Source organism: Cryobacterium sp. TMT1-3 (assembly GCF_004402315.1).
GTDB classification, from domain to species: Bacteria; Actinomycetota; Actinomycetes; order Actinomycetales; family Microbacteriaceae; genus Cryobacterium; species Cryobacterium luteum.
This window is the reverse complement of sequence record NZ_SOFW01000040.1, coordinates 157,540-176,125: the sequence shown is the minus strand read 5'-3', so window position 1 is coordinate 176,125 and position 18,586 is coordinate 157,540. Positions and strand designations below refer to the sequence as shown.

The window sequence follows — 18,586 nt, the reverse complement described above, 5'->3', positions numbered from 1 at the left end:
CGATGTCTACCCCCGAAAGTCGGTGCTCCTCGACCATGCAGCCGCGTTATGCCCAGCCTTTTGTCGGCGGTTTCCGTGTGCGTGGCCTCCGCTTCGTTCGCCTGCTGGGCGCCGCGACCTCGGTGCTGTTGCTGGTATTCCTCGCGTTGTTGGCCGGGGCGCCCGGGCCGGCATCGGCGAACTCGGTGTCGCCCAGGCCAGTGGCGGCCGCGCCGCGTGACCGTCTGGCCACCAGCCTCAGGGTCGGCGACGTGCAGGTCAGCTCGGACGGGGTGCACTTCGCGAGCAGTCTGCCGACCGATTTGTTCGACGTGTACGGGACGCTGATTCCGAATGGGTCGATGCGGGCGTCCCTGTGGATCCACAACCCGAGCGACCAGTCTGCGGTAGTGCGGGTGAGTCTGCGCAGTGCAGAGGGGGCATCCGCTGGGCTGAATCAGTACCTCACCCTGGGCGTCACGATCCCTGCCGACCTGACCGCGCCCACCGCGACGTTCGCGGGCGACGCCGATTGTGCGGTGCTCGCGCCGGTTCAGCCGCTCGCCGCTGGCGCGACGCCGCGAGCCGAGGTCAGCATCGACATGATGAACGTGACCGGGCTGACCGGGCCGAACGAGACGGCGAATCTGGGCCTCGTGGTGGCCCTGCGGGACGCGGTCGCTGGGCCGTTTTCGTCGTCGGCCTGCGCCGACACGGGAGTGTTCGTCGCCGTTCTGGGGGCTTCGTCAGCGGCGCCGCGGCCAGCCGCCCTGTCCGGGACCGGGGTTGACCTACCCGTTCCCGCCATCGTCGGGGCGTTCTGCTGCTGGGTCTGGGCCTGCTTTTGACGTTCCGCCGTCGCCGAGAACGGAACGAAATCTAGATCCCGGCGGTCCCGGCTGGCGGGCAGCGGATGCCGATGCCCGCTACGAGACGCGCAGCACGATCTTACCGCGAGTGTGACCCTCCTCGATCAGTCGGTGGGCTGCGGCGCCGTCGGCGAGTTCGAACACTGCGTCGACGTGTACGCGCACGACGCCCGCGTCGAGGAGCTTCGAGATCTCGTCGAGGGCGCGCGCGTCGGGGGACACCTTGAAACCGGTCGCGCGGCGGCCGGCGGCTGCGGCATCCGCTGCCATGGTCGGCCAGCTGCCGGTTGGTGCGTTCACGAGCAACCCCCCGGGCCGCAGCACGGTGAGGGAGCGGGTGCCGGTGTTGTCGTGCACGTTGCCGATGAGGTCGATGACCGAATCGAGGTCGTGCACGACGTCGTCGAAGCGGGTGGTGGTGTAGTCGATGACCTCGTCGGCGCCGAGCTTGCGCAGAAAGTCGAGGTTGCGGGTCGATCCGGTGGCGGTCACGTGGGCGCCCAGAGCGCGGGCGAACTGCACCGCGAAGTGGCCGACGCCGCCCGCTGCGGCGTGCACGAGCATGCGCTGCCCGGGGGCAGCCCCGGCCAGCTTGACCATGCCCCAGGCCGTGAGGGCGGCGATGGGAACGGCGGCGGCTTCGGCATGGCTGAGCCTGGCCGGTTTGCGGGTGACACTCATGCTCGACACCGAGACGTACTCGGCGAAACTGCCGCCGGTGCGCGGCACCCGGCACAGGCCGTAGACGGCGTCACCGGGCTGAAGCGGTGAGGCCTCGAAGGCCGAGCGCACGACGACGCCGCTGAAATCGTTGCCGAGAATGGCCGGATAGCTCTCGATCGCGGCCGCGACGCCCTTGCCGGAGCGGGTCTTGGCGTCGATCGGGTTGAGGCCGGCGGCGACGACCTTGACGAGCACCTCGTCGGAAATCTGCCGGGGCAGCGGCCGCTCGGCCAGGTGCAGCCGCGAGGGGGCGCCGGTCTCGTCGATGACGAGGGCGCGCATGGTCGGCGGAAGTTCGAAGTCAGGGGCCATGCCCACCATTCTGCTGCATCCCGCCCCGTCAGTGCTTTCCGGGCCCGGGCCCGGAAAGCGGGCCCGTGATAGATCATGGTCCCAGCGACCGGGCCCGGGCCCGGTAACAGGAGAGGAGGGCTAGCGTCGAGCCTGCTGGTCGAGGTTGTCGATCAGGGCGTTGGCCAGGCCGACCAGGATAGCGATCTGGTCTTCATCGCGCTCGATCCAGCGAAACTGCGGCACGGCCGCGACCGGCACGAAGTCGAGGTGTTCTTCCCAGACCAGCAGGGTGCGGTCGGCGCCGAGCACATATTGCTGCCACCACACCTGTCGCAGATAGCTGCGGGGAATGCTGCGCCACGGCTTGCTCGTGGTCTTGATCTCACACAGGTGCAGGTCGCCGCCGGCCACGACGCCGACTCCGTCGGGTGTCGCCAGATGCCGCGGGTGCCCGAGCGACCGAAAAAGGTTGGTACTCGGCTCAATGCCGTAATTCTCCAACACCCACGCGGCGATCACCGGCTCGCGCGCCCGGCCGTGGTCGGTGTAGCTATTGCCGGCGAAACTCGTGCCGTGCATTTTGTCCCGCGCCGCATTGACGATGGATTTCGGGGTGGACAGCTTCGCGACATCCGTTGCCGTGATGCCCTGATTGCGCGCCCGCATCCACGCCACCCGGTCGGTGGAGTCGGCGACGATGCGCAGCGTGTGCGGCGCGGGCAGAGAAGCGGATGTCGAGGGCTGGTCCAGGTCGAAGAGGGACAGCGTGGAATTCGGCACTCCTCTATTGTGTGCCCGCGCGCCCGCCCGGCCTGCCACCGCCACGGGGTGCCGCCCGATTGCTCGACGCCGAGTGAGCCCGGCTGCCTGAGCGGCGCATCCGCTCAGGTGAGAATCGTTATCGCGAAGAGACCGGAGTTCGCTAGCGTGGGGGCACGGCTACCAATCGGGGGATCAACGATGTCACAGATTGCACACTCAGCTCGCACAATGCGATCAGCCGCGCTCGCCGGGTTGGTCACACTGGCCGTGCTGTTGAGCGGATGCACCGGCCTGCCCGGCTACCCCGCCGCCAGCGACACCCCGGTCGCGCAGCTCGGCGCCGCTGTCGACTGCCAGGCGCCCAACCTCAATAACAACGGAATGGTCTTTCCGGCCGAGGTCCCGGCCCAGACCGATCTGACCGCCACGCGTCCCGACGCCCCTGCGCCAGGCATGGTTCCGGCCGGCTTCGAACCGGTCGCGGCCTATCGCTGCACCTTTTACGGCAGCGTCGACGACGCGGAGGGCCGCTGGTCGGCCGTAACCGTCGAGACCCGCACGGGCAACTTCGACGCACTGCTCGCGGCGCTCGCCGAACCCAACGACCAGCCCGGCCTCAACCAGGTCTGCACCGCCGACATGGAGATCGTTCCGGAACTCTGGCTCGAAAACGCGGCGGGTGAAGCGCTGCGCTTGGCCTGGCCGCGCACTTCCTGCGGCAAGACCAAGCCGGCGACTTTGAAAGCGCTCGAAATGCTCGAGCTGACCGAAACGACGGTGCTGCCGCTCGTGCTGCAGATCGGTCGCGATGCCCTCGACGCCGGCTGCGCCATGAGCATGAGCACGCCCGAGCTGTCGCTGCTGTTCGGCGTCACGAGCCTACAGACCGATTTCGGCGCGGTCGGCGAGGACCTGCAGCCGATACCCGTTCCCCCGGCGGAGACCCCGTCGTATGCCGGCGTCGACGGGGCGAGTGTCTGCTTCTACACGGTCGTTCCGGCCGCCGATTCCGAACTCGACTCCATCGAAGGCATTGACGACGAAGCGCTCACCGGCATGATGCGCCTGCGGTTCGGCACCTTTGACGGCGCGACCACCCTGGCAGCGGATGCTGCAACGCTGCTTCCCGCCGCAGCATCCGCTCTGCAGGCACCCGAGTGCAGTACCGACCCCACCCGGTTTGCGGTGATCTGGCCAGAGCGCGCCGGCACCCGGCTGGACACCGCGATCCAGGTGGAACTCGACGGCTGCCAGCGGCTGGTCGTGCCTGGCCGCCACGCGCTCGTGCCGGCGCCGGCGCTTCTGGCCGCACTGACCGCCTAGCTGGGGCCTCAGGCTTCCGAGGGCGCACTCATAGCTACTTCATAGATAACTGCCGGATACTCGTCAGAATGAGCAGACGTGAGAGCACCCACACCGGCCACGGCCCGCGGCTGACCAAAGCTGATGGCAGCGCCATCCGGGTGCTGGTCGTCGACGACGAACCGACCCTCACCGACCTGCTCTCGATGGCCCTGCGCTACGAAGGCTGGGAGGTGCGCACCGCCGGTGAGGGCCGCCAGGCGCTCACCATCGCCCGCGACTTCCGCCCGGACGCCATCGTGCTCGACATCATGCTGCCCGACATCGACGGCCTGCAGGTGCTGCAGCGGGTGCGCGCCGACGGTTACGAAACCCCCGTGCTCTTTCTGACCGCCAAGGATTCGCTCGACGATCGCATCGCGGGGCTCACCGCGGGCGGCGACGACTATGTCACCAAACCGTTCAGCCTCGAAGAGGTCGTCGCCCGGCTGCGCGGCCTCATTCGCCGCTCCACCCTAGCTGTGGCCGACTCGACCGACCCGCGCATCACCGTCGGCGATCTCACCCTCGACGAAGACAGCTACGAGGTTTTTCGTGACGGTTCGGCCATTGAACTGACCGCGACCGAGTTTGAACTGCTGCGTTTTCTCATGCGCAACCCGCGCCGGGTGCTCAGCAAAGCGCAGATTCTCGACCGGGTCTGGAGCTACGACTTCGGCGGCAAGTCGAGCGTCGTCGAAATCTACATTTCCTACCTGCGCAAGAAGATCGATGCCGGTCGCGATCCGATGATTCACACGGTGCGCGGTGCCGGCTACATGCTCAAGACCGCCTGATGCCAGGGCTTCGACCAAAGCGGATGCCGCGCCGCCGGCCCCGAGCGCCCTGGACCCTGCAGCGGCGCCTCGTGCTCACCGTCGTCGCGCTGCTCGCACTCGTGAGCGTCACGATCGGGGTGGTGAGCGTTGTCATTCTCCGCGCCTCACTGATCGACCGCCTGGACGTGCAACTCGCCTCAGCTGTCGAGCGCTCCGGCGTGGTGCTCGGCGGCGGCGACAATGATGGCGACCGGTTCGGCGATACCCCCGAATCTCCCTACTTCGGTATGCCGGCGGCCGACAGTATCCTCGGTGGCCCTGCCCAGCCCCCCGGCCTGCTCGCCCTCGTCTATGACGGAACGACCATCACGACCGGCTACACCGACGACCAGAGCGGTGCCATCGAAGAACTTTCCGGCGATCAGGTGCAACTGCTCGCCGACCAGGTGAACCAGTCGGCCCCGGTCACGGTCGATCTCGGCGGTGAACTCGGCGAGTACCGCCTGCAGGCGCACACCTCACGCACCGGCATCCTCTATCTGGTCGGGTTGCCGCTGTCCGGCGTCGCGGCCACAGCAGCTCAGCTGGCCCTGATCATCACGTTCGTCTCGCTCGCCGGACTCATCATCGTGGCCATCATCGCCGCCTGGGTGGTGCGGCTGGCCTTGCGTCCGCTTCAACGCGTGACCGCGACCGCCACCCGGGTGGCGCAACTGCCCCTGGACCGCGGCGAGGTTGCGCTCGATGATCGGGTTCCGGCCGGCGACACCGATCCGCGCACCGAAGTGGGCCGGGTCGGCGCCGCCCTTAACCGCATGCTCGACCACGTCGACCTCGCCCTGGAGGCGCGGCAGACCAGCGAACGCAAGGTGCGGCAGTTCGTCGCCGACGCGAGTCACGAATTGCGCACCCCGCTCGCCTCCATCCGTGGCTACTCCGAACTCACCCGTCGCAGCGGCCAACATCTGCCGCCCGACACGATCCACGCGCTCGGCCGGATTGAATCCGAGTCGGTGCGCATGACCGGCCTGGTCGAAGACCTGCTGCTGCTGGCCCGGCTCGACGAGGGCCGCGAACTCGAACAGCAACCGGTCGACCTCACCGTGCTGCTGGTCGACGCTGTGAACGACGCGCACGCGGCCGGCCGCGATCATGTCTGGAACCTCGAGCTGCCCGATGAACCGATCGAGGCGATCGGCGACGAACCGCGCCTGCGTCAGGTCGTCGCGAACCTGCTCGCCAACGCGCGAGTGCATACGGATGCCGGCAGCGAAGTCATCGTCGCGCTGCAAGCCGTCGGCGACCGAGCTGTGATCACGGTGACCGACAACGGTCCGGGCATTCCCGAGTCCCTCACCGACACCCTGTTCGAACGATTCGCCCGCGGCGACACCTCACGTTTTCGCGGAACGGGCAGCACCGGCCTCGGCCTGGCAATCGTGGCAGCGGTCGTCGCCGCGCACCACGGCGCGGTCACCGTCGACAGCCAGCCCGGCCGTACCCAGTTTCGGGTCGAGCTGCCGCTCGCCGGTGCTGCCGAAGCACACTAGTCGGGTTCGTTCAGTCGTTCCAGCAGGGTGGCGAACTGGTCCAGCTCAGCGGGCGTCCACCGGCTGAGGCGCCGGTGCACGAGGGCCGTGCGATTGCGGCGCACCTCGGCGAGTTTCTCCTCGGCGTGGGCCGTCAGGGCCAGAAAGCGGGCGCGTCCGTCGAGCGGGTCGACTCGGGTCGCGACCAGCCCGAGCGCACAGAGCAGCTTCGCCTGGCGGCTGATCATGCTGCGATCCACCGCGAGCACATCGGCGACGACGCCGGCATGCGTTTCACCGCGTCGGGCGAGCACGCGCAGCAGGGCCAGTCCGAAAGGCTCAAGCGTCGGGTCGATCACGGCCGCGGTCGAACGCGTGTTGACCCGAATGTGCGATGCCAGCATGGCCATCTGCGCCTCGACGCGGGTCAGCTCAGGGCTGTCGCCCTCCACCAGGAGCGGTTCCACCACGTCACTCACGGCATGGCCTCCGGCGCCGAAACCAACGCCGTATCGTGGGCCCGATCGATGCCGGTCTCCGTTCCGAGAGCATGATTCGGCAGGAGCGACACCGTGAGCAGGGTGACGAGGGCCAGCGGTGCGCTGATCAAAAAGATCGTGCCGACGCCGGAGCCGTAGGCCGTTTCCACGATGATGCGCAGCACATCGGGCAGCAGATTCACCTGTGGAATGACGCCGTCGCCGAGCAGCCGGCCGGCATCCGCTTGATTGCTTGGGCTGAGGTTGCCGACGCTGCTCGTGATCTGGGTAGCGACGACGCTGCCGAGGATGGAGCCCATCACCGAGACGCCGACCGCCCCGCCGAGGCTACGAAAGAAGGTCACCGAGCTCGTGGCCACGCCGAGGTGCCGCACCTCGATGGTGTTCTGCACGACCAAAACGAGGTTTTGCATGACCATGCCAACGCCGGCGCCGAGGATGAACATATAGACGCCGACGAAGACGAGACTCGTGTTCACATCGAGGGTGCCGAGCAGGGTGGTGCCGGCGAGCATGAGCACTGAGCCGGAGACCATGATCGACTTCCAGGTTCCGCGCCGGCTGATCACCGTGCCGAACAGGGTCGACGAGATGAGCAGGCCTCCCATCATCGGAATCGTGAGGAGACCCGACTGGGTGGGCGTGGCGCCGCGGGCGAGCTGCATGTATTGGCTGAGGTAGACCGAGGTGCCGAACAGCGAGACACCCACCGCGAGGCTCGCAACGGTTGAGAGGCTGAAGGTGTGGTTGCGAAACAAGCTGAGCGGAATGATCGGTTCCGGCGCACGAAACTCCACGATGATCGCCACGACGAGCAGAACGGCGGCGCCGATCACCATGGCCCACGAAGTCAGTGAGAGCCACTCGAACTGCGAACCGGCCAGCGTCACCCAGATCAGGAGGAGCGAAACACCACTCGTGATGAGCGCGGCGCCGAGGTAATCGATGCGCACGACCCGCTTCACGCGAGGCGGCAGGTGCAGGGTGCGCTGCAAGAGCACGATAGCGACGATCGCCACCGGGAGGGCGATGAAGAAATTCCAGCGCCACCCGAAGGCATCCGTCACGACGCCGCCGAGCAGCGGGCCGCCGATGGTGCCGAGGGCCATGACCGCGCCGAACAGGCCGGCGTAGCGGCCGCGCTCGCGGGGGCTGATGATGTCGGCCATGATGATCTGGCTGAGGGCTACCAGACCGCCGGCGCCGAGGCCCTGCAATACGCGGAAGGCGATGAGCGTGCCGGCATCCTGCGAGAAACCGGCGAGCGCGCTGCCAATCACGAACACGCCGAGGGCCAGCTGAATGAGCAGCTTGCGGTTGAACAGGTCGGCGAATTTGCCCCAGATCGGCGTGCTGACCGTCGTGGCCAGCAGGGTGGCCGTGACCACCCAGGTGTAGGCGGACTGCGAACCCTTGAGATCGCTGAGAATGAGCGGCAACGAGGTGCTCACGACGGTGTTGGCCAGAATCGACACGAACATGCCCAGCAGCAGGCCCGAGAGTGCTTCGAGCACCTGACGATGGGTCATCGAGCCCTCGTTGATGGGTTCCCGCTGGGTACGGTTGGCGCGGCTCATGCGACTCCTCAAATGATTGACAACTATCAACGATAGATAAGTAGTTGATGGATGTCAATCATCTTTCCAACGGATGCCGCCGCCCCTGATTTGCACGCGCCCGACCCGTGCCGTACAGTGGTCCTCAGCCACAGACCGCCGGTTGCTGCGCTATGTCGAGAGACAGAAGTGCAGACGAAGGTTCATTCACGTGAACGGCCCGCGCAGGTGTTCGAAGTTCAGTTACAGTCTTTTGGATTGTTCCCCAAGCTCCGGCGCCTTGCGCTGGAGCTTTTTTCATGTCTGCGCCCCGGGCTACCCGGCACATGATTATTAATGAGGAGCACCATGGCGAACAAGGAAGCAACGGTCGCCGAGCTTACGGAGAAATTCGAAAGCTCGACCGCCGTTCTGCTCACCGAGTACCGCGGTCTCACTGTTGCGCAGCTCAAGAGCCTGCGCACGTCCATCAGTGAGGACGCCACGTACGCCGTGGTAAAGAACACGCTCACCAAGATTGCGGCCAACAAGGCCGGCATCACCTCGTTCGACGAGGAACTTGTCGGTCCGTCCGCTATCGCCTTCGTACACGGAGACCCCGTCGCCGTCGCGAAGACCCTGCGTGCCTTTACCAAGGCAAACCCTCTCCTGGTGGTAAAGGGCGGTTACTTTGACGGTAACCCGCTCACCGCAGCGGAGGTTGGCAAGCTTGCCGACCTCGAGTCCCGCGAGGTGCTGCTGGCCAAGCTGGCCGGCGCCTTCAAGGCATCGCTGTTCGGAGCCGCTTATCTCTTCCAGGCACCGCTGTCGAAGGCTGTTCGCACCATCGACGCGCTGCGTGAGAAGCAGGAGTCCGCGAACTAGGCACCTGCCCGTTCACGGTTCACGAATTTTTTAGAAACTATAGGAGTACATCATGGCAAAGCTTTCCACTGAAGACCTGCTTGAGCAGTTCAAGGGCCTGACCCTCATCGAGCTCTCCGAGTTCGTCAAGGCGTTCGAGGAGACCTTCGAGGTCACCGCAGCCGCTCCCGTCGCCGCTGCCGGAGCCGCTGGCCCCGCCGCTGCTGCTGAAGAGGTCGAAGAGCAGACCGCGTTCGACGTCATCCTTGACGCCGTCGGCGACAAGAAGATCCAGGTCATCAAGGTTGTGCGCGAGCTCACCAGCCTGGGCCTCGGCGAGGCCAAGGCCGTTGTCGATGGCGCGCCGAAGACCGTCCTCGAGGGCGTTGCCAAGGACGCTGCCGAGAAGGCTAAGGCTTCCCTCGAAGAGGCCGGCGCAACCGTTACCCTCAAGTAGTCACTCCCCGCAAGGGGATCTGATTGAGGCGTAGCCGTTGATTTGGCTCGTTTGAACATGAAGGCGTCATTTCCAAATGGAAATGGCGCCTTCAGTTCGTTTCGGGCGCAGTCCGGTCGGGTGTGACCCAGAGACATCGCCGAGTAACGATTTGGCATCCACCCGCGCAGCCCGCGTGTGTGACCTTGCCCGTCCGTGCGGTCCCTCATAGGTTGGAGGTGCAAAACCCTTTCGTGACAGCCTTTCAATGAGGAGAAGACCATGCGTCATCAACGACTTATTGTCCCCGTCGCCATCGCGGCTGTAGCAGGTTTAACACTCGCGGGCTGCACCTCAGGGGGATCAACTCCAAATGACCCCGGCGGCAGCGGCGAATTCGCCGGAACAACGCTCGAAGTCTCAGCCGCCTGGTCGGGCGCGGAGCAGACCAACTTCGAAGCCGTCCTGGCCGCCTTCACCGCAGAGTCTGGTGCGGCCGTGAACTACTCCAGCTTTGGCGACAACGCGGCCACGACCCTCGGCACCCAGATTGAAGGCGGGAGCCCGCCCAACGTTGCCATGCTCGCCCAGCCGGCCCTGATGAATCAGCTCGCGGCCGACGGAAACCTCCAGCCGCTTTCCGAAGAGGCCATCGCGGCCGTCGCCGAGAACTACTCGCAGAGCTGGGTCGACCTCGGAAGCTCCGACGGCACCCAGTACGGGGTCTGGTTCAAGGCGTCGAACAAATCGACCATGTGGTACAACGCCGATCTCTACGATCAGGCCGGGGCGGCTGTTCCGGAAGGCTGGGACGACTTCCTGGCCCAGCTGCAGATTGTCGCCGACTCCGGTTACGCCGGAATCTCCATCGGCGCCGACGTGGGCTGGCCGCTCACCGATTGGTTCGAAAACGTCTACTTGCGCACGGCCGGCGGTGATCTGTACGACCAGCTGACCAACCACGAGATTCCGTGGACGGACCCATCGGTCACCGAGGCACTCGATGTGCTTGCCACCTTATGGGGTGACGACGCCCTGGTCGAGGCGGGCGCAGCGCAGCGCACCTTCCCCGAGTCGGTCACCGAGGTGTTTGGGGCCGACCCTAAGGCTGCGACCGTCTACGAGGGTGACTTCGTGGCCGGCAACATCTCCGATGACGGCACGTCGACGGTCGGCGAGAACGCCCTGTTCTACGACTTCCCCGCCGTCAACGACTCGGCCCCCGCCGTGGTCGGTGGTGGCGACGTTGCCGTGTCCTTCACCGACGATGCCGCGACGGACGCGCTCATGCAGTTCCTCGCTTCGCCTGCTGCGGCCGAGGTTTGGGTACCGGAGGGCGGACTAACGTCGCCGAACAACAACGTCGACACCTCGCTGTACCCGGACGACACCAGCCGTCAGATTGCCGAGGCGCTCACCGGTGCCGAGACATTCCGCTTCGACATGTCCGACCTCACACCGAGCGCGTTCGGTGGCACGGCGGGCCAGGGCTTCTGGCAGATTATGATCGAGTTCCTGCAGGACCCGTCTGATGTTGCGGGCACGCAACAGAAGCTCGAGGATGCCGCAGCCGCGGCGTACGCCAGCTAAGCCCTCACGAGCGGAGTAGAGCAATGACTCAGTTGGTTGCTCCGGTAGCGAATTCTCCGGCGGGAGGCGACACGCGTCGCCCCCCGCACGGGTCATCGCGCCGCCGGATGTTCATGATCGCGCTGGGCTTTCTCGCCCCGGCCCTGGTGCTCCTGGGAGCGCTCGTTCTCTACCCGATCGTCTACACGGTCGTGCGGTCGTTCTTTAGTGCGGGTGGTGGTGAATTCGTTGGCTGGGACAACTATGTGACGATGTTCACGAACGATTCGACGTTCACGGCCATCCGCAACAACGTTCTGTGGGTTCTCGTTGCCCCGGCGGCGTGTACCATTCTCGGGCTGATCTTTGCGGTTCTGCTGGAGAAAATTAAGTGGGCGACGGCCTTCAAACTGATCATCTTCATGCCGATGGCAATTTCGATGTTGGCCGCCGGGGTAATTTTTCGGGGCATGTTTCAGGAGAACCCGAACCTCGGCGTGGTCAACGCGGCCCTGGTGGCGGTCAACAGCGCCTTCGGCCAGGACGCCGCCTACCCCGGTGCCGCCGGCCGGGATGGTCTGGGCCTCGTACAGGATCGGGGCGTCATCGCGAGCGAAAACTCGCTCGAATCCGGGTCCGAGCAGAACTTTCCGCTGGTAGGCATTCGTGCCGACAGCGTGCCCGCGACGGCCGCGCAGGCCGAACCGGCTGCTAATGCCGGGGCCGGCCAGCTGGTGGGCACCGTCTGGCTGGACGTCGTGCGGGGCGGCGGCGGAACGAACGGCCAGATCGACGACGGAAAAACCGGGCTGCCCGGAGTGCTGGTCGATGCCGTCGCCGCGGACGGCGCGATAGCAGCATCCGCTACCACCGATGCGGCCGGGCGTTACGTCATCGACGGGCTGGCGGAGGGTTCCTATCGCGTGGCTCTGCCGGCCTCGAACTTCGATGCGGGCTATCAAGGCGTGTCCTGGCTCAGCTCAACCTTCATTACCGGGGTCATCATCCTGTCGTATATCTGGATCTGGGCCGGATTCTCCATGGTCATGATCTCCTCGGGTCTGTCGGCCATCGACCGTTCCCTGCAGGAAGCGGCACGCATGGACGGGGCCAACGAGTGGAACGTCTTCACCCGAATCACGGCACCGCTGCTCTCTCCGGTACTGATCGTGGTGTTCGTGACCCTCATCATCAACGTGCTCAAAATCTTCGACCTGGTCTACGTCATACCACCAGGCTCGGCGAAACCGGCGGCCAACGTGATCGCGGTGGAAATGTGGACGGTGTCCTTCGGCGGTGGCAACAATCAGGGGCTCGGCAGCGCGCTGGCCATTCTGCTGCTGATCCTGGTTCTGCCCTCGATGATCATCAATATCCGACGGTTCCGGGAGGAGCGGCAGCGATGAGCGACCTCACCATTGTGCGCGGTAAACAAACCATCGCTCAAAAAATTCTCGGCTTCTTTGGCAAGGGCTTCGTCAATTTTCTGTTGATCCTCGTGGCCATCTTCTGGTTGGTTCCGTCGGTTGGACTGTTCATCTCGTCCCTGCGTACGGTCGGTGACAGCGCGTCGTCCGGGTGGTGGACGGTTTTCACCACGCCGGCGCAGTTGACCGTCGACAACTACGTCAATCTGCTATCCAACACCGCGATCACCGGGTCATTCTGGAACACGATCATGATCGCGGTACCGACCACGGTGTTGGTGGTGGTCATCGGGGCTTTGGCTGGTTATGCCTTTGCCTGGCTGCAATTTCCCGGCCGGGACTGGCTGCTGATCGTCGTGATCGTGCTTTTGGCCGTGCCCATTCAGGTTGCGCTCATTCCGCTCGCGCGCATGTTCGGCGCCGTCGGAATATTCGGATCCGTACTCAGCGTCATACTTTTTCACATCGCGTTTGGGTTGCCTTTTGCAATCTTTCTGCTGCGCAACTTCTTCATGCAGGTTCCGGCTGAACTCCTCGAAGCCGCCCGCATTGACGGGGCCAGCGACTGGCGAATCTTCGTTCAGGTCATCCTGCCGCTCGGCGGCCCGGCCATCGCCTCGTTGGCTATCTTTCAATTTCTGTGGACCTGGAACGACATGCTGGTGGCGTTGATCTTCACGAACTCGAGTTCGCAACCGTTGACGGTGGCCATTCAAAGCCAGTTGCGTCAGTTCGGGTCAAACATCGACGTTCTCTCCTCCGGCGCGTTCCTGTCGATGATCGTGCCACTGATCGTGTTCTTCGCCTTTCAGCGTTATTTTGTGCAGGCGCTTTTGGCTGGTTCGCAAAAATAGATCTCACGTCCGAGAAGTGGCCGGCCCGGCCACGGGCATCCGTTCTGGTGGGTCGGCGGTGACGTTTAGAGTAAATGCATGAGTGGAATGCACGGCGCCCCTGGGCATGGCCCGCGGCAGCAGGCTGGGGTCGAGCGTCCCCGCAAGCGGGTTAGTGGAGCGGATGCTGCAGCGCAGCGCGCCGAGAACGCGCTCGCCCCGCGCATCCCGCATCTGCTGGCTCGGATCGGCGCACTGTTCGCTCCGCACCGCAGCACGCTCAGCATCACCGTCGTGCTCGTTCTGATCAGCGCAGCCCTCTCAGTGGTGCCGCCGCTGCTCACCCAGCGGGCCTTTGACGACGGTCTTTTCCCGCCAGGAGGCACCCCCAACCTTTCGGTGCTGGGGGTACTGGTAGCGATGATGCTCGGTGTCTTTCTGGTGAATGCCCTGCTCGGTGTCTGGCAGACCTGGCTCACGGCCACCGTCGGAAACAAGGTGATGGGTGCCCTGCGGGTGCGACTGTTCACCCACCTGCAGGCGATGGAGCTGAGTTTTTTCACCAAGACCAAGACCGGCGTGATTCAGTCGCGACTGCAGAACGACGTCGGCGGCGTCGCGACCGTGCTGACCAACACCATCTCGAGCATTCTGGGCAACACGGTCACGGTGATCGCGGCGTTCGTGGCGATGCTGCTGCTGAGCTGGCAACTGACCATCGTCGCGGTGGTGCTGATGCCGATCCTGGTGTTTGCGCAACGCCGGGTGGGGCAGGTTCGGGCACGCATCGCCGGTAAAACCCAGGAATCGCTGTCGGACATGACGGCGATCACCCAGGAGACCCTGAGCGTGTCCGGCATCCTGCTCTCGAAGAGCTTCACCCGGCAGCAGAACGAGATCGATCGGTACGCGCAGGAAAACCGCAACCAGGTGCGGCTGCAGGTCAGCCAGCAGATGAGCGGCCAGTGGTTCTTTGCCACGGTCAGCGTGTTCCTGTCCGCGATCCCGGCGATCGTGTACCTCGTGGCCGGGGCGCTCATGTTCAACGGCACGACGGATGTCACGCCCGGCACGATCGTGGCGTTCACGACCGTGCAGGCGCGGCTGATCTTTCCGCTGCTCGGCCTCATGCGCGTTGCGCTCGACCTGCAGACCTCCTCAGCGTTGTTTGCGCGCATCTTCGAGTACCTCGACCTGAAGCCGGCGATCAGCGACAAGCCCGACGCGGCCCAGGTGCCGTCGGCCGGTGGTGATCGCGGTCGGGTCGAGTTCGACCACGTGCGTTTCAGTTATCCGGATGCCGGCGGTGACGCCCGCCCCACCCTCGCCGACGTGTCGCTCACTATCGAACCGGGTCAATTTGCCGCGTTCGTCGGCCCGTCGGGCGCCGGCAAGACCACCGTGTCGTACCTGATCCCGCGCTTTTACGAGGCCTCGGCCGGTCGGGTGTTGTTCTCCGGCGTCGACGTGCGTGACCTGCAGCAGGAATCGCTCGTGTCGCATATCGGCATCGTGAGCCAGGAGACCTACCTGTTCCACGCGACGATCGCCGAGAACCTGCGCTACGCCAAGCCAGAGGCGACGGATGCAGAACTGGTCACGGCCGCGCGCGCCGCCAACATTCACGACACTATCGACTCGTTCCCCGACAAGTACGACACGATGGTAGGGGAGCGCGGTTACCGGCTGTCCGGCGGTGAGAAGCAGCGCATCGCCATCGCCCGGGTGCTGCTGAAAGACCCGCCGGTGCTCATTCTCGACGAGGCAACGAGCGCGCTCGACTCCATCTCGGAGAGTGTGGTGCAGGCCGCGCTTGATACGGCGAGCCACGGTCGCACCACCATCGCCATCGCCCACCGCCTGTCGACCATCGTCGACGCCGATGTGATCTTCGTCGTCGACGCCGGCCGTATCGTCGAGCGCGGCACTCACGCTGAACTGCTCTCCCGTGGCGCCGTCTACGCGAGCCTCTACGCCCGCCAGATCACGTCCAGTCCTGTGCTCTAACTTGCCGGGCCCGGGCCCGGAAACTGGGCCGAGGGTAGATCATGGTCCCGGTTCCCGAAGCTGGGCCCGCGACGTCTGGTGGCGGGCTACGAGCGTGCAGCGAGCATGTCAGTCATCAAGTCAATCTCGGATTTCTGGCTCAGCACCACCGACGTCGCAAAGCTTTGCACGGTCGCGTTCGTGCTGCGGTCCAGCACGGCCTCGGCCATTTCGATCGCGCCTCGGTGGTGGGCGATCATGATGACGAGAAACTGCCGTTCAGCTTCCACACCGGATGCCGCGGTGAGCGCCGCGATCTGCGCCGTGGTCGCGAGTCCGGGCATTGGTTCCCCGGCGATGTGGGCTGCGCCGGAGTCGGTCGTGTGCGACGCATTGTGCTCCGCGCCGGCAAGTGTCGGCCGGGTCATCCAGGTCATGGACGGTTCCGGAGCGAACTGCGGCAGGCCCCAGACGGCGAGCCACCCCGACATCTGCCCGCTCTGCTTGGCCTGTGTCGTCGCAATGTCGTAGGCGAGCAGCCGAACGGGCCCGTCCTGGGTGAGATCGCGCACGATCAGGGCCAGTTCGACACCCTGGTTGTGGTGCTCCTGCATGTCCCGGGTGAAGCCTGCCTCAGCACTGCTCGTGTCGGGGGTGGCGTCGACGATGGTACTGAGCCGTCCCGCCGAAAAAGCCACGGCACCGACGAAAAGCGCCGTGACGATCACCGAGACGACGATGGTGCGCAGAACCGGGCGGCGGGCATGCGGCCGGTGGGCATCCACTGTGGGTTGCGCGTTGTCAGAAGTCACTGGTGTGCGTTCTAGGAGACCTTGCCGGGCGCGTCGATCGCGCCCGAGCAGGAGGCGCCGTCTTCGGGCACGTTGGTGCTCTTCCAGAACTCAGTGAAGAATTCGGCGATGCGCGGGTCGTTGGCGTTATCGACCTGCAGCTGGGCGTTCCAGCCGCTCAGCACGATCGGTGCGGGAATACCCTCGAACGGCGAGAGGATGACGTAGCTCGACGGAAGCTGGGCCTTGAGAGTCTCCAACTCGGCATCGGCGATCGAGGGATCGTAGGTGACCCAGACGGCCCCGTGCTCGAGCGAGTGCACGGCGTTCTCATTGGGAACGGCCTGCATATAGACACCGCAGTTGAGCCAGGCCGGGTTGTGCTCGCCGCCGGCGGGCGGCGTCTGCTCATATGTCACGGCCGTCTCAACGTGGCCGGCCGCGTTGGAGAAGGTCTCGGTGCCGTCGACCGTTGATGCGTCACCGGCACCACCGCCGGCATAATTCGCAGCCTTCGGGGTCAGCACGAACGCTGCCACCACGAGGGCGATGATCGCTATAATGGCCACCGCACCACCGATGATGCCGATCAGCCGGTTTCGCTTACCGCGCTTCTGTTGGCGGTGATATTCCTCCAGCTTTTTCGCGCGCTTCGCGGCGCGTTCTTCTTTGATTGACGCTTTATTCACGGGGGAGCCGGGCTGGGGGGTCACGTGGGCCTCTCTGTTGGATCTACACCTATTCGAACGTATCAGTCGAGCCTGTAGCTTCCCTCGATGGCGCCCTCACAGTTATTTCTCAGGCTGGTCGCCGACTCTCCCCGCCCGATAGAGTGGAATGGTGCCCGTTCATTTGTCGTGTTGCTGCTGTCGCTAGCCGACCCTTCACGTTCGTAACCGGCCGCCGACAAGCCAGAGTGTAGCTTGCCCGGTGTGTCATCCGAGGCCGTGTCCGCCTGATGGCGTGCGGCTCGATAGAAGGAATTTCCATGAAGATCGCAAACACCATCCTTGACCTCATCGGGGACACCCCGCTGGTCAAACTCCATAAGGTCACCGCAGGAGTTCGCGCCACCGTGCTCGTGAAGCTCGAATACCTTAATCCGGGCGGCTCGGCGAAGGACCGCATCGCGGTGCGCATCATCGACGCTGCTGAGCGCGACGGGCAGTTGTTGCCGGGCGGCACGATCGTCGAGCCCACCTCGGGCAACACCGGGGTCGGCCTGGCCCTGGTGGCCCAACAGCGCGGATACAAGTGCGTGTTCGTGCTGCCCGACAAGGTGGGCGAAGACAAGAGGAACGTGCTCACGGCCTACGGTGCCGAAATCGTCGTGACGCCGACCTCGGTCGCCCCGGAGGACCCCGAGTCGTATTACAGCGTCTCGGACCGGCTGGCCCGTGACATTCCCGGCGCCTTCAAGCCCAACCAGTACTTCAACCCGAACGGGCCGCTCAGCCACTATGAGACGACCGGCCCCGAAATCTGGCGCGACACCGACGGCACCGTCACCCATTTCGTCGCGGGCGTCGGCACCGGCGGCACCATCACCGGCACCGGTCGATATCTGCGTGAGGTTTCCAACGACACCGTGCAAATTATTGGCGCCGACCCGGAAGGTTCGGTCTACTCCGGGGGAACCGGCCGCCCCTACCTCGTGGAGGGCGTGGGCGAGGATTTCTGGCCGGGCGCCTACGACCCCACGGTCGTGCACGAGGTCATCGCCGTCTCTGACGCCGACTCCTTCGCGATGACCCGCCGCCTCGCACTCGAGGAGGGTATCCTCGTGGGCGGCTCGAGCGGAATGGCCGTCGTCGCCGCCCTGCGCGCGGCCGAAAAGCTCGGCCCCGATGACACAATCGTGGTGCTTTTGCCCGACGGCGGTCGCGGCTATCTCGGCAAAATCTTCAACGACGGGTGGATGCGCAGCTACGGTTTCAGCAACGCCCCGGCCGGCCACACGGTCGCCAACCTGCTGGAATCGAAGACCGGCACCCTGCCAGCCCTGGTCTACGTGCACCCGAGCGACACGGTGCACGATGCAATCGAGACCATGACCAGCAAGGGCGTGTCACAGCTGCTGGTGTTGAGCGCCAAACCGCCCGTCGTAATGGGCGAGGTACTCGGCGCCGTGGATGAGCGCGCCCTGATGGGCCTGGTCTTCTCCGGCGACGCCAAGCTCACCGACCGGGTCGGCTCCATCGTCGGCGACGCGCTGCCGCTGATCGGCGTCAACGAACCCGTGGCTGCCGCGCGCGCCGCCTTCGCCGAACACGACGCCCTGCTCGTGACCGACGGCGGGAAGCCGCTCGGCGTGATCACCCGGCACGACCTGCTCAGCTACCTGAGCGTTTAATCATCATTTTCAACGA

At 65.2% G+C, this 18,586-nt stretch carries 17 protein-coding genes; 11 read left to right on the top strand and 6 right to left on the bottom strand.

Annotation, left to right across the window (positions count from 1 at the left end):
• Positions 1-2 precede the first annotated feature (2 nt).
• Positions 3-827: a hypothetical protein gene (locus E3O25_RS15305; RefSeq protein ID WP_134361571.1), complete on the top strand. Its 825-nt coding sequence runs from the start codon at positions 3-5 to the stop codon at positions 825-827.
• Between the two features lie 78 nt (positions 828-905).
• Here the strand turns inward: E3O25_RS15305 and E3O25_RS15300 are convergent, their stop codons facing one another.
• Positions 906-1,883, bottom strand: coding sequence for an NADP-dependent oxidoreductase (locus E3O25_RS15300; protein WP_241983968.1), 978 nt, complete (start codon positions 1,881-1,883; stop codon positions 906-908).
• Between the two features lie 120 nt (positions 1,884-2,003).
• Positions 2,004-2,531, bottom strand: coding sequence for a YqaJ viral recombinase family protein (locus E3O25_RS15295; RefSeq protein WP_092106798.1), 528 nt, complete (start codon positions 2,529-2,531; stop codon positions 2,004-2,006).
• Between the two features lie 324 nt (positions 2,532-2,855).
• Here E3O25_RS15295 and E3O25_RS15290 point away from each other — a divergent pair, with 324 nt between their 5' ends.
• From E3O25_RS15290 to E3O25_RS15280, 3 genes are all read left to right on the top strand, one after another.
• A complete protein-coding gene (locus E3O25_RS15290; RefSeq protein ID WP_134361570.1) occupies positions 2,856-3,950 on the top strand; it encodes a hypothetical protein in 1,095 nt (364 codons plus the stop codon).
• A gap of 68 nt (positions 3,951-4,018) precedes the next feature.
• The gene (locus E3O25_RS15285; RefSeq protein ID WP_092106293.1) at positions 4,019-4,765 is read left to right on the top strand and encodes a response regulator transcription factor; all 747 of its coding nucleotides are present in this window, start codon (positions 4,019-4,021) and stop codon (positions 4,763-4,765) included.
• Positions 4,765-6,297, top strand: coding sequence for a HAMP domain-containing sensor histidine kinase (locus tag E3O25_RS15280; RefSeq protein WP_241988620.1), 1,533 nt, complete (start codon positions 4,765-4,767; stop codon positions 6,295-6,297). The genes E3O25_RS15285 and E3O25_RS15280 overlap by 1 nt, the downstream gene beginning before the upstream one ends.
• Here E3O25_RS15280 and E3O25_RS15275 read toward each other — a convergent pair.
• Both E3O25_RS15275 and E3O25_RS15270 read right to left on the bottom strand, forming a co-directional pair.
• Complete coding sequence (locus tag E3O25_RS15275; RefSeq protein WP_092106289.1) at positions 6,294-6,755, bottom strand: MarR family winged helix-turn-helix transcriptional regulator; 462 nt, start codon at positions 6,753-6,755, stop codon at positions 6,294-6,296. The two genes, E3O25_RS15280 and E3O25_RS15275, sit on opposite strands and share 4 nt — an antisense overlap.
• Complete coding sequence (locus E3O25_RS15270) at positions 6,752-8,353, bottom strand: MDR family MFS transporter (protein WP_134361569.1); 1,602 nt, start codon at positions 8,351-8,353, stop codon at positions 6,752-6,754. The genes E3O25_RS15275 and E3O25_RS15270 overlap by 4 nt, the downstream gene beginning before the upstream one ends.
• Positions 8,354-8,680: 327 nt before the next feature.
• Between E3O25_RS15270 and rplJ the strand changes: the two genes are divergently transcribed.
• The 6 genes from rplJ (at position 8,681) to E3O25_RS15240 (ending at position 15,447) form a co-directional block, all read left to right on the top strand.
• Positions 8,681-9,196, top strand: coding sequence for a 50S ribosomal protein L10 (gene rplJ, locus E3O25_RS15265; protein ID WP_092106287.1), 516 nt, complete (start codon positions 8,681-8,683; stop codon positions 9,194-9,196).
• A 52-nt stretch (positions 9,197-9,248) separates the two neighbouring features.
• Positions 9,249-9,632 (top strand): 50S ribosomal protein L7/L12, encoded by a 384-nt coding sequence (gene rplL, locus E3O25_RS15260; protein ID WP_092106285.1) that lies wholly within the window; start codon positions 9,249-9,251, stop codon positions 9,630-9,632.
• Between the two features lie 261 nt (positions 9,633-9,893).
• Positions 9,894-11,201: an ABC transporter substrate-binding protein gene (locus tag E3O25_RS15255; protein WP_134361568.1), complete on the top strand. Its 1,308-nt coding sequence runs from the start codon at positions 9,894-9,896 to the stop codon at positions 11,199-11,201.
• A 23-nt stretch (positions 11,202-11,224) separates the two neighbouring features.
• Positions 11,225-12,586 carry an ABC transporter permease subunit gene (locus tag E3O25_RS15250; protein WP_134361567.1) on the top strand — a complete coding sequence of 454 codons (1,362 nt, stop codon included), beginning with the start codon at positions 11,225-11,227 and terminating at the stop codon, positions 12,584-12,586.
• Complete coding sequence (locus E3O25_RS15245) at positions 12,583-13,461, top strand: carbohydrate ABC transporter permease (RefSeq protein ID WP_134361566.1); 879 nt, start codon at positions 12,583-12,585, stop codon at positions 13,459-13,461. The genes E3O25_RS15250 and E3O25_RS15245 overlap by 4 nt, the downstream gene beginning before the upstream one ends.
• Before the next feature lie 78 nt (positions 13,462-13,539).
• A complete protein-coding gene (locus E3O25_RS15240) occupies positions 13,540-15,447 on the top strand; it encodes an ABC transporter ATP-binding protein (protein ID WP_370448772.1) in 1,908 nt (635 codons plus the stop codon).
• Positions 15,448-15,533: 86 nt separating this feature from the next.
• Here the strand turns inward: E3O25_RS15240 and E3O25_RS15235 are convergent, their stop codons facing one another.
• Together E3O25_RS15235 and E3O25_RS15230 are read right to left on the bottom strand one after the other, a co-directional pair.
• On the bottom strand, positions 15,534-16,238 hold the full coding sequence (locus tag E3O25_RS15235; RefSeq protein ID WP_134361565.1) for a DUF305 domain-containing protein: 705 nt from the start codon (positions 16,236-16,238) through the stop codon (positions 15,534-15,536).
• Positions 16,239-16,249: 11 nt separating this feature from the next.
• Positions 16,250-16,930 carry a DUF3105 domain-containing protein gene (locus E3O25_RS15230; protein WP_134361564.1) on the bottom strand — a complete coding sequence of 227 codons (681 nt, stop codon included), beginning with the start codon at positions 16,928-16,930 and terminating at the stop codon, positions 16,250-16,252.
• A 275-nt stretch (positions 16,931-17,205) separates the two neighbouring features.
• On the opposite strand from E3O25_RS15230, the gene E3O25_RS15225 reads away from it, so the two are divergent.
• Positions 17,206-18,570 (top strand): cystathionine beta-synthase, encoded by a 1,365-nt coding sequence (locus tag E3O25_RS15225; RefSeq protein ID WP_134361563.1) that lies wholly within the window; start codon positions 17,206-17,208, stop codon positions 18,568-18,570.
• Positions 18,571-18,586 lie beyond the last annotated feature (16 nt).

What these genes read in the sequence shown, in the direction of transcription:
- E3O25_RS15290 (WP_134361570.1), top strand. Translation starts at nt 2,856, where the DNA reads ATGCGATCAGCCGCGCTCGCCGGGTTGGTCACACTGGCCGTGCTGTTG.
- E3O25_RS15285 (WP_092106293.1), top strand. Translation starts at nt 4,019, where the DNA reads ATGAGCAGACGTGAGAGCACCCACACCGGCCACGGCCCGCGGCTGACC.
- E3O25_RS15295 (WP_092106798.1), bottom strand. Translation starts at nt 2,531, where the DNA reads ATGCGGGCGCGCAATCAGGGCATCACGGCAACGGATGTCGCGAAGCTG.
- E3O25_RS15245 (WP_134361566.1), top strand. Translation starts at nt 12,583, where the DNA reads ATGAGCGACCTCACCATTGTGCGCGGTAAACAAACCATCGCTCAAAAA.
- rplJ (WP_092106287.1), top strand. Translation starts at nt 8,681, where the DNA reads ATGGCGAACAAGGAAGCAACGGTCGCCGAGCTTACGGAGAAATTCGAA.
- E3O25_RS15270 (WP_134361569.1), bottom strand. Translation starts at nt 8,353, where the DNA reads ATGAGCCGCGCCAACCGTACCCAGCGGGAACCCATCAACGAGGGCTCG.
- E3O25_RS15225 (WP_134361563.1), top strand. Translation starts at nt 17,206, where the DNA reads ATGAAGATCGCAAACACCATCCTTGACCTCATCGGGGACACCCCGCTG.
- E3O25_RS15305 (WP_134361571.1), top strand. Translation starts at nt 3, where the DNA reads ATGTCTACCCCCGAAAGTCGGTGCTCCTCGACCATGCAGCCGCGTTAT.
- E3O25_RS15300 (WP_241983968.1), bottom strand. Translation starts at nt 1,883, where the DNA reads ATGGCCCCTGACTTCGAACTTCCGCCGACCATGCGCGCCCTCGTCATC.
- E3O25_RS15255 (WP_134361568.1), top strand. Translation starts at nt 9,894, where the DNA reads ATGCGTCATCAACGACTTATTGTCCCCGTCGCCATCGCGGCTGTAGCA.
- E3O25_RS15240 (WP_370448772.1), top strand. Translation starts at nt 13,540, where the DNA reads ATGAGTGGAATGCACGGCGCCCCTGGGCATGGCCCGCGGCAGCAGGCT.
- E3O25_RS15250 (WP_134361567.1), top strand. Translation starts at nt 11,225, where the DNA reads ATGACTCAGTTGGTTGCTCCGGTAGCGAATTCTCCGGCGGGAGGCGAC.
- E3O25_RS15280 (WP_241988620.1), top strand. Translation starts at nt 4,765, where the DNA reads ATGCCAGGGCTTCGACCAAAGCGGATGCCGCGCCGCCGGCCCCGAGCG.
- rplL (WP_092106285.1), top strand. Translation starts at nt 9,249, where the DNA reads ATGGCAAAGCTTTCCACTGAAGACCTGCTTGAGCAGTTCAAGGGCCTG.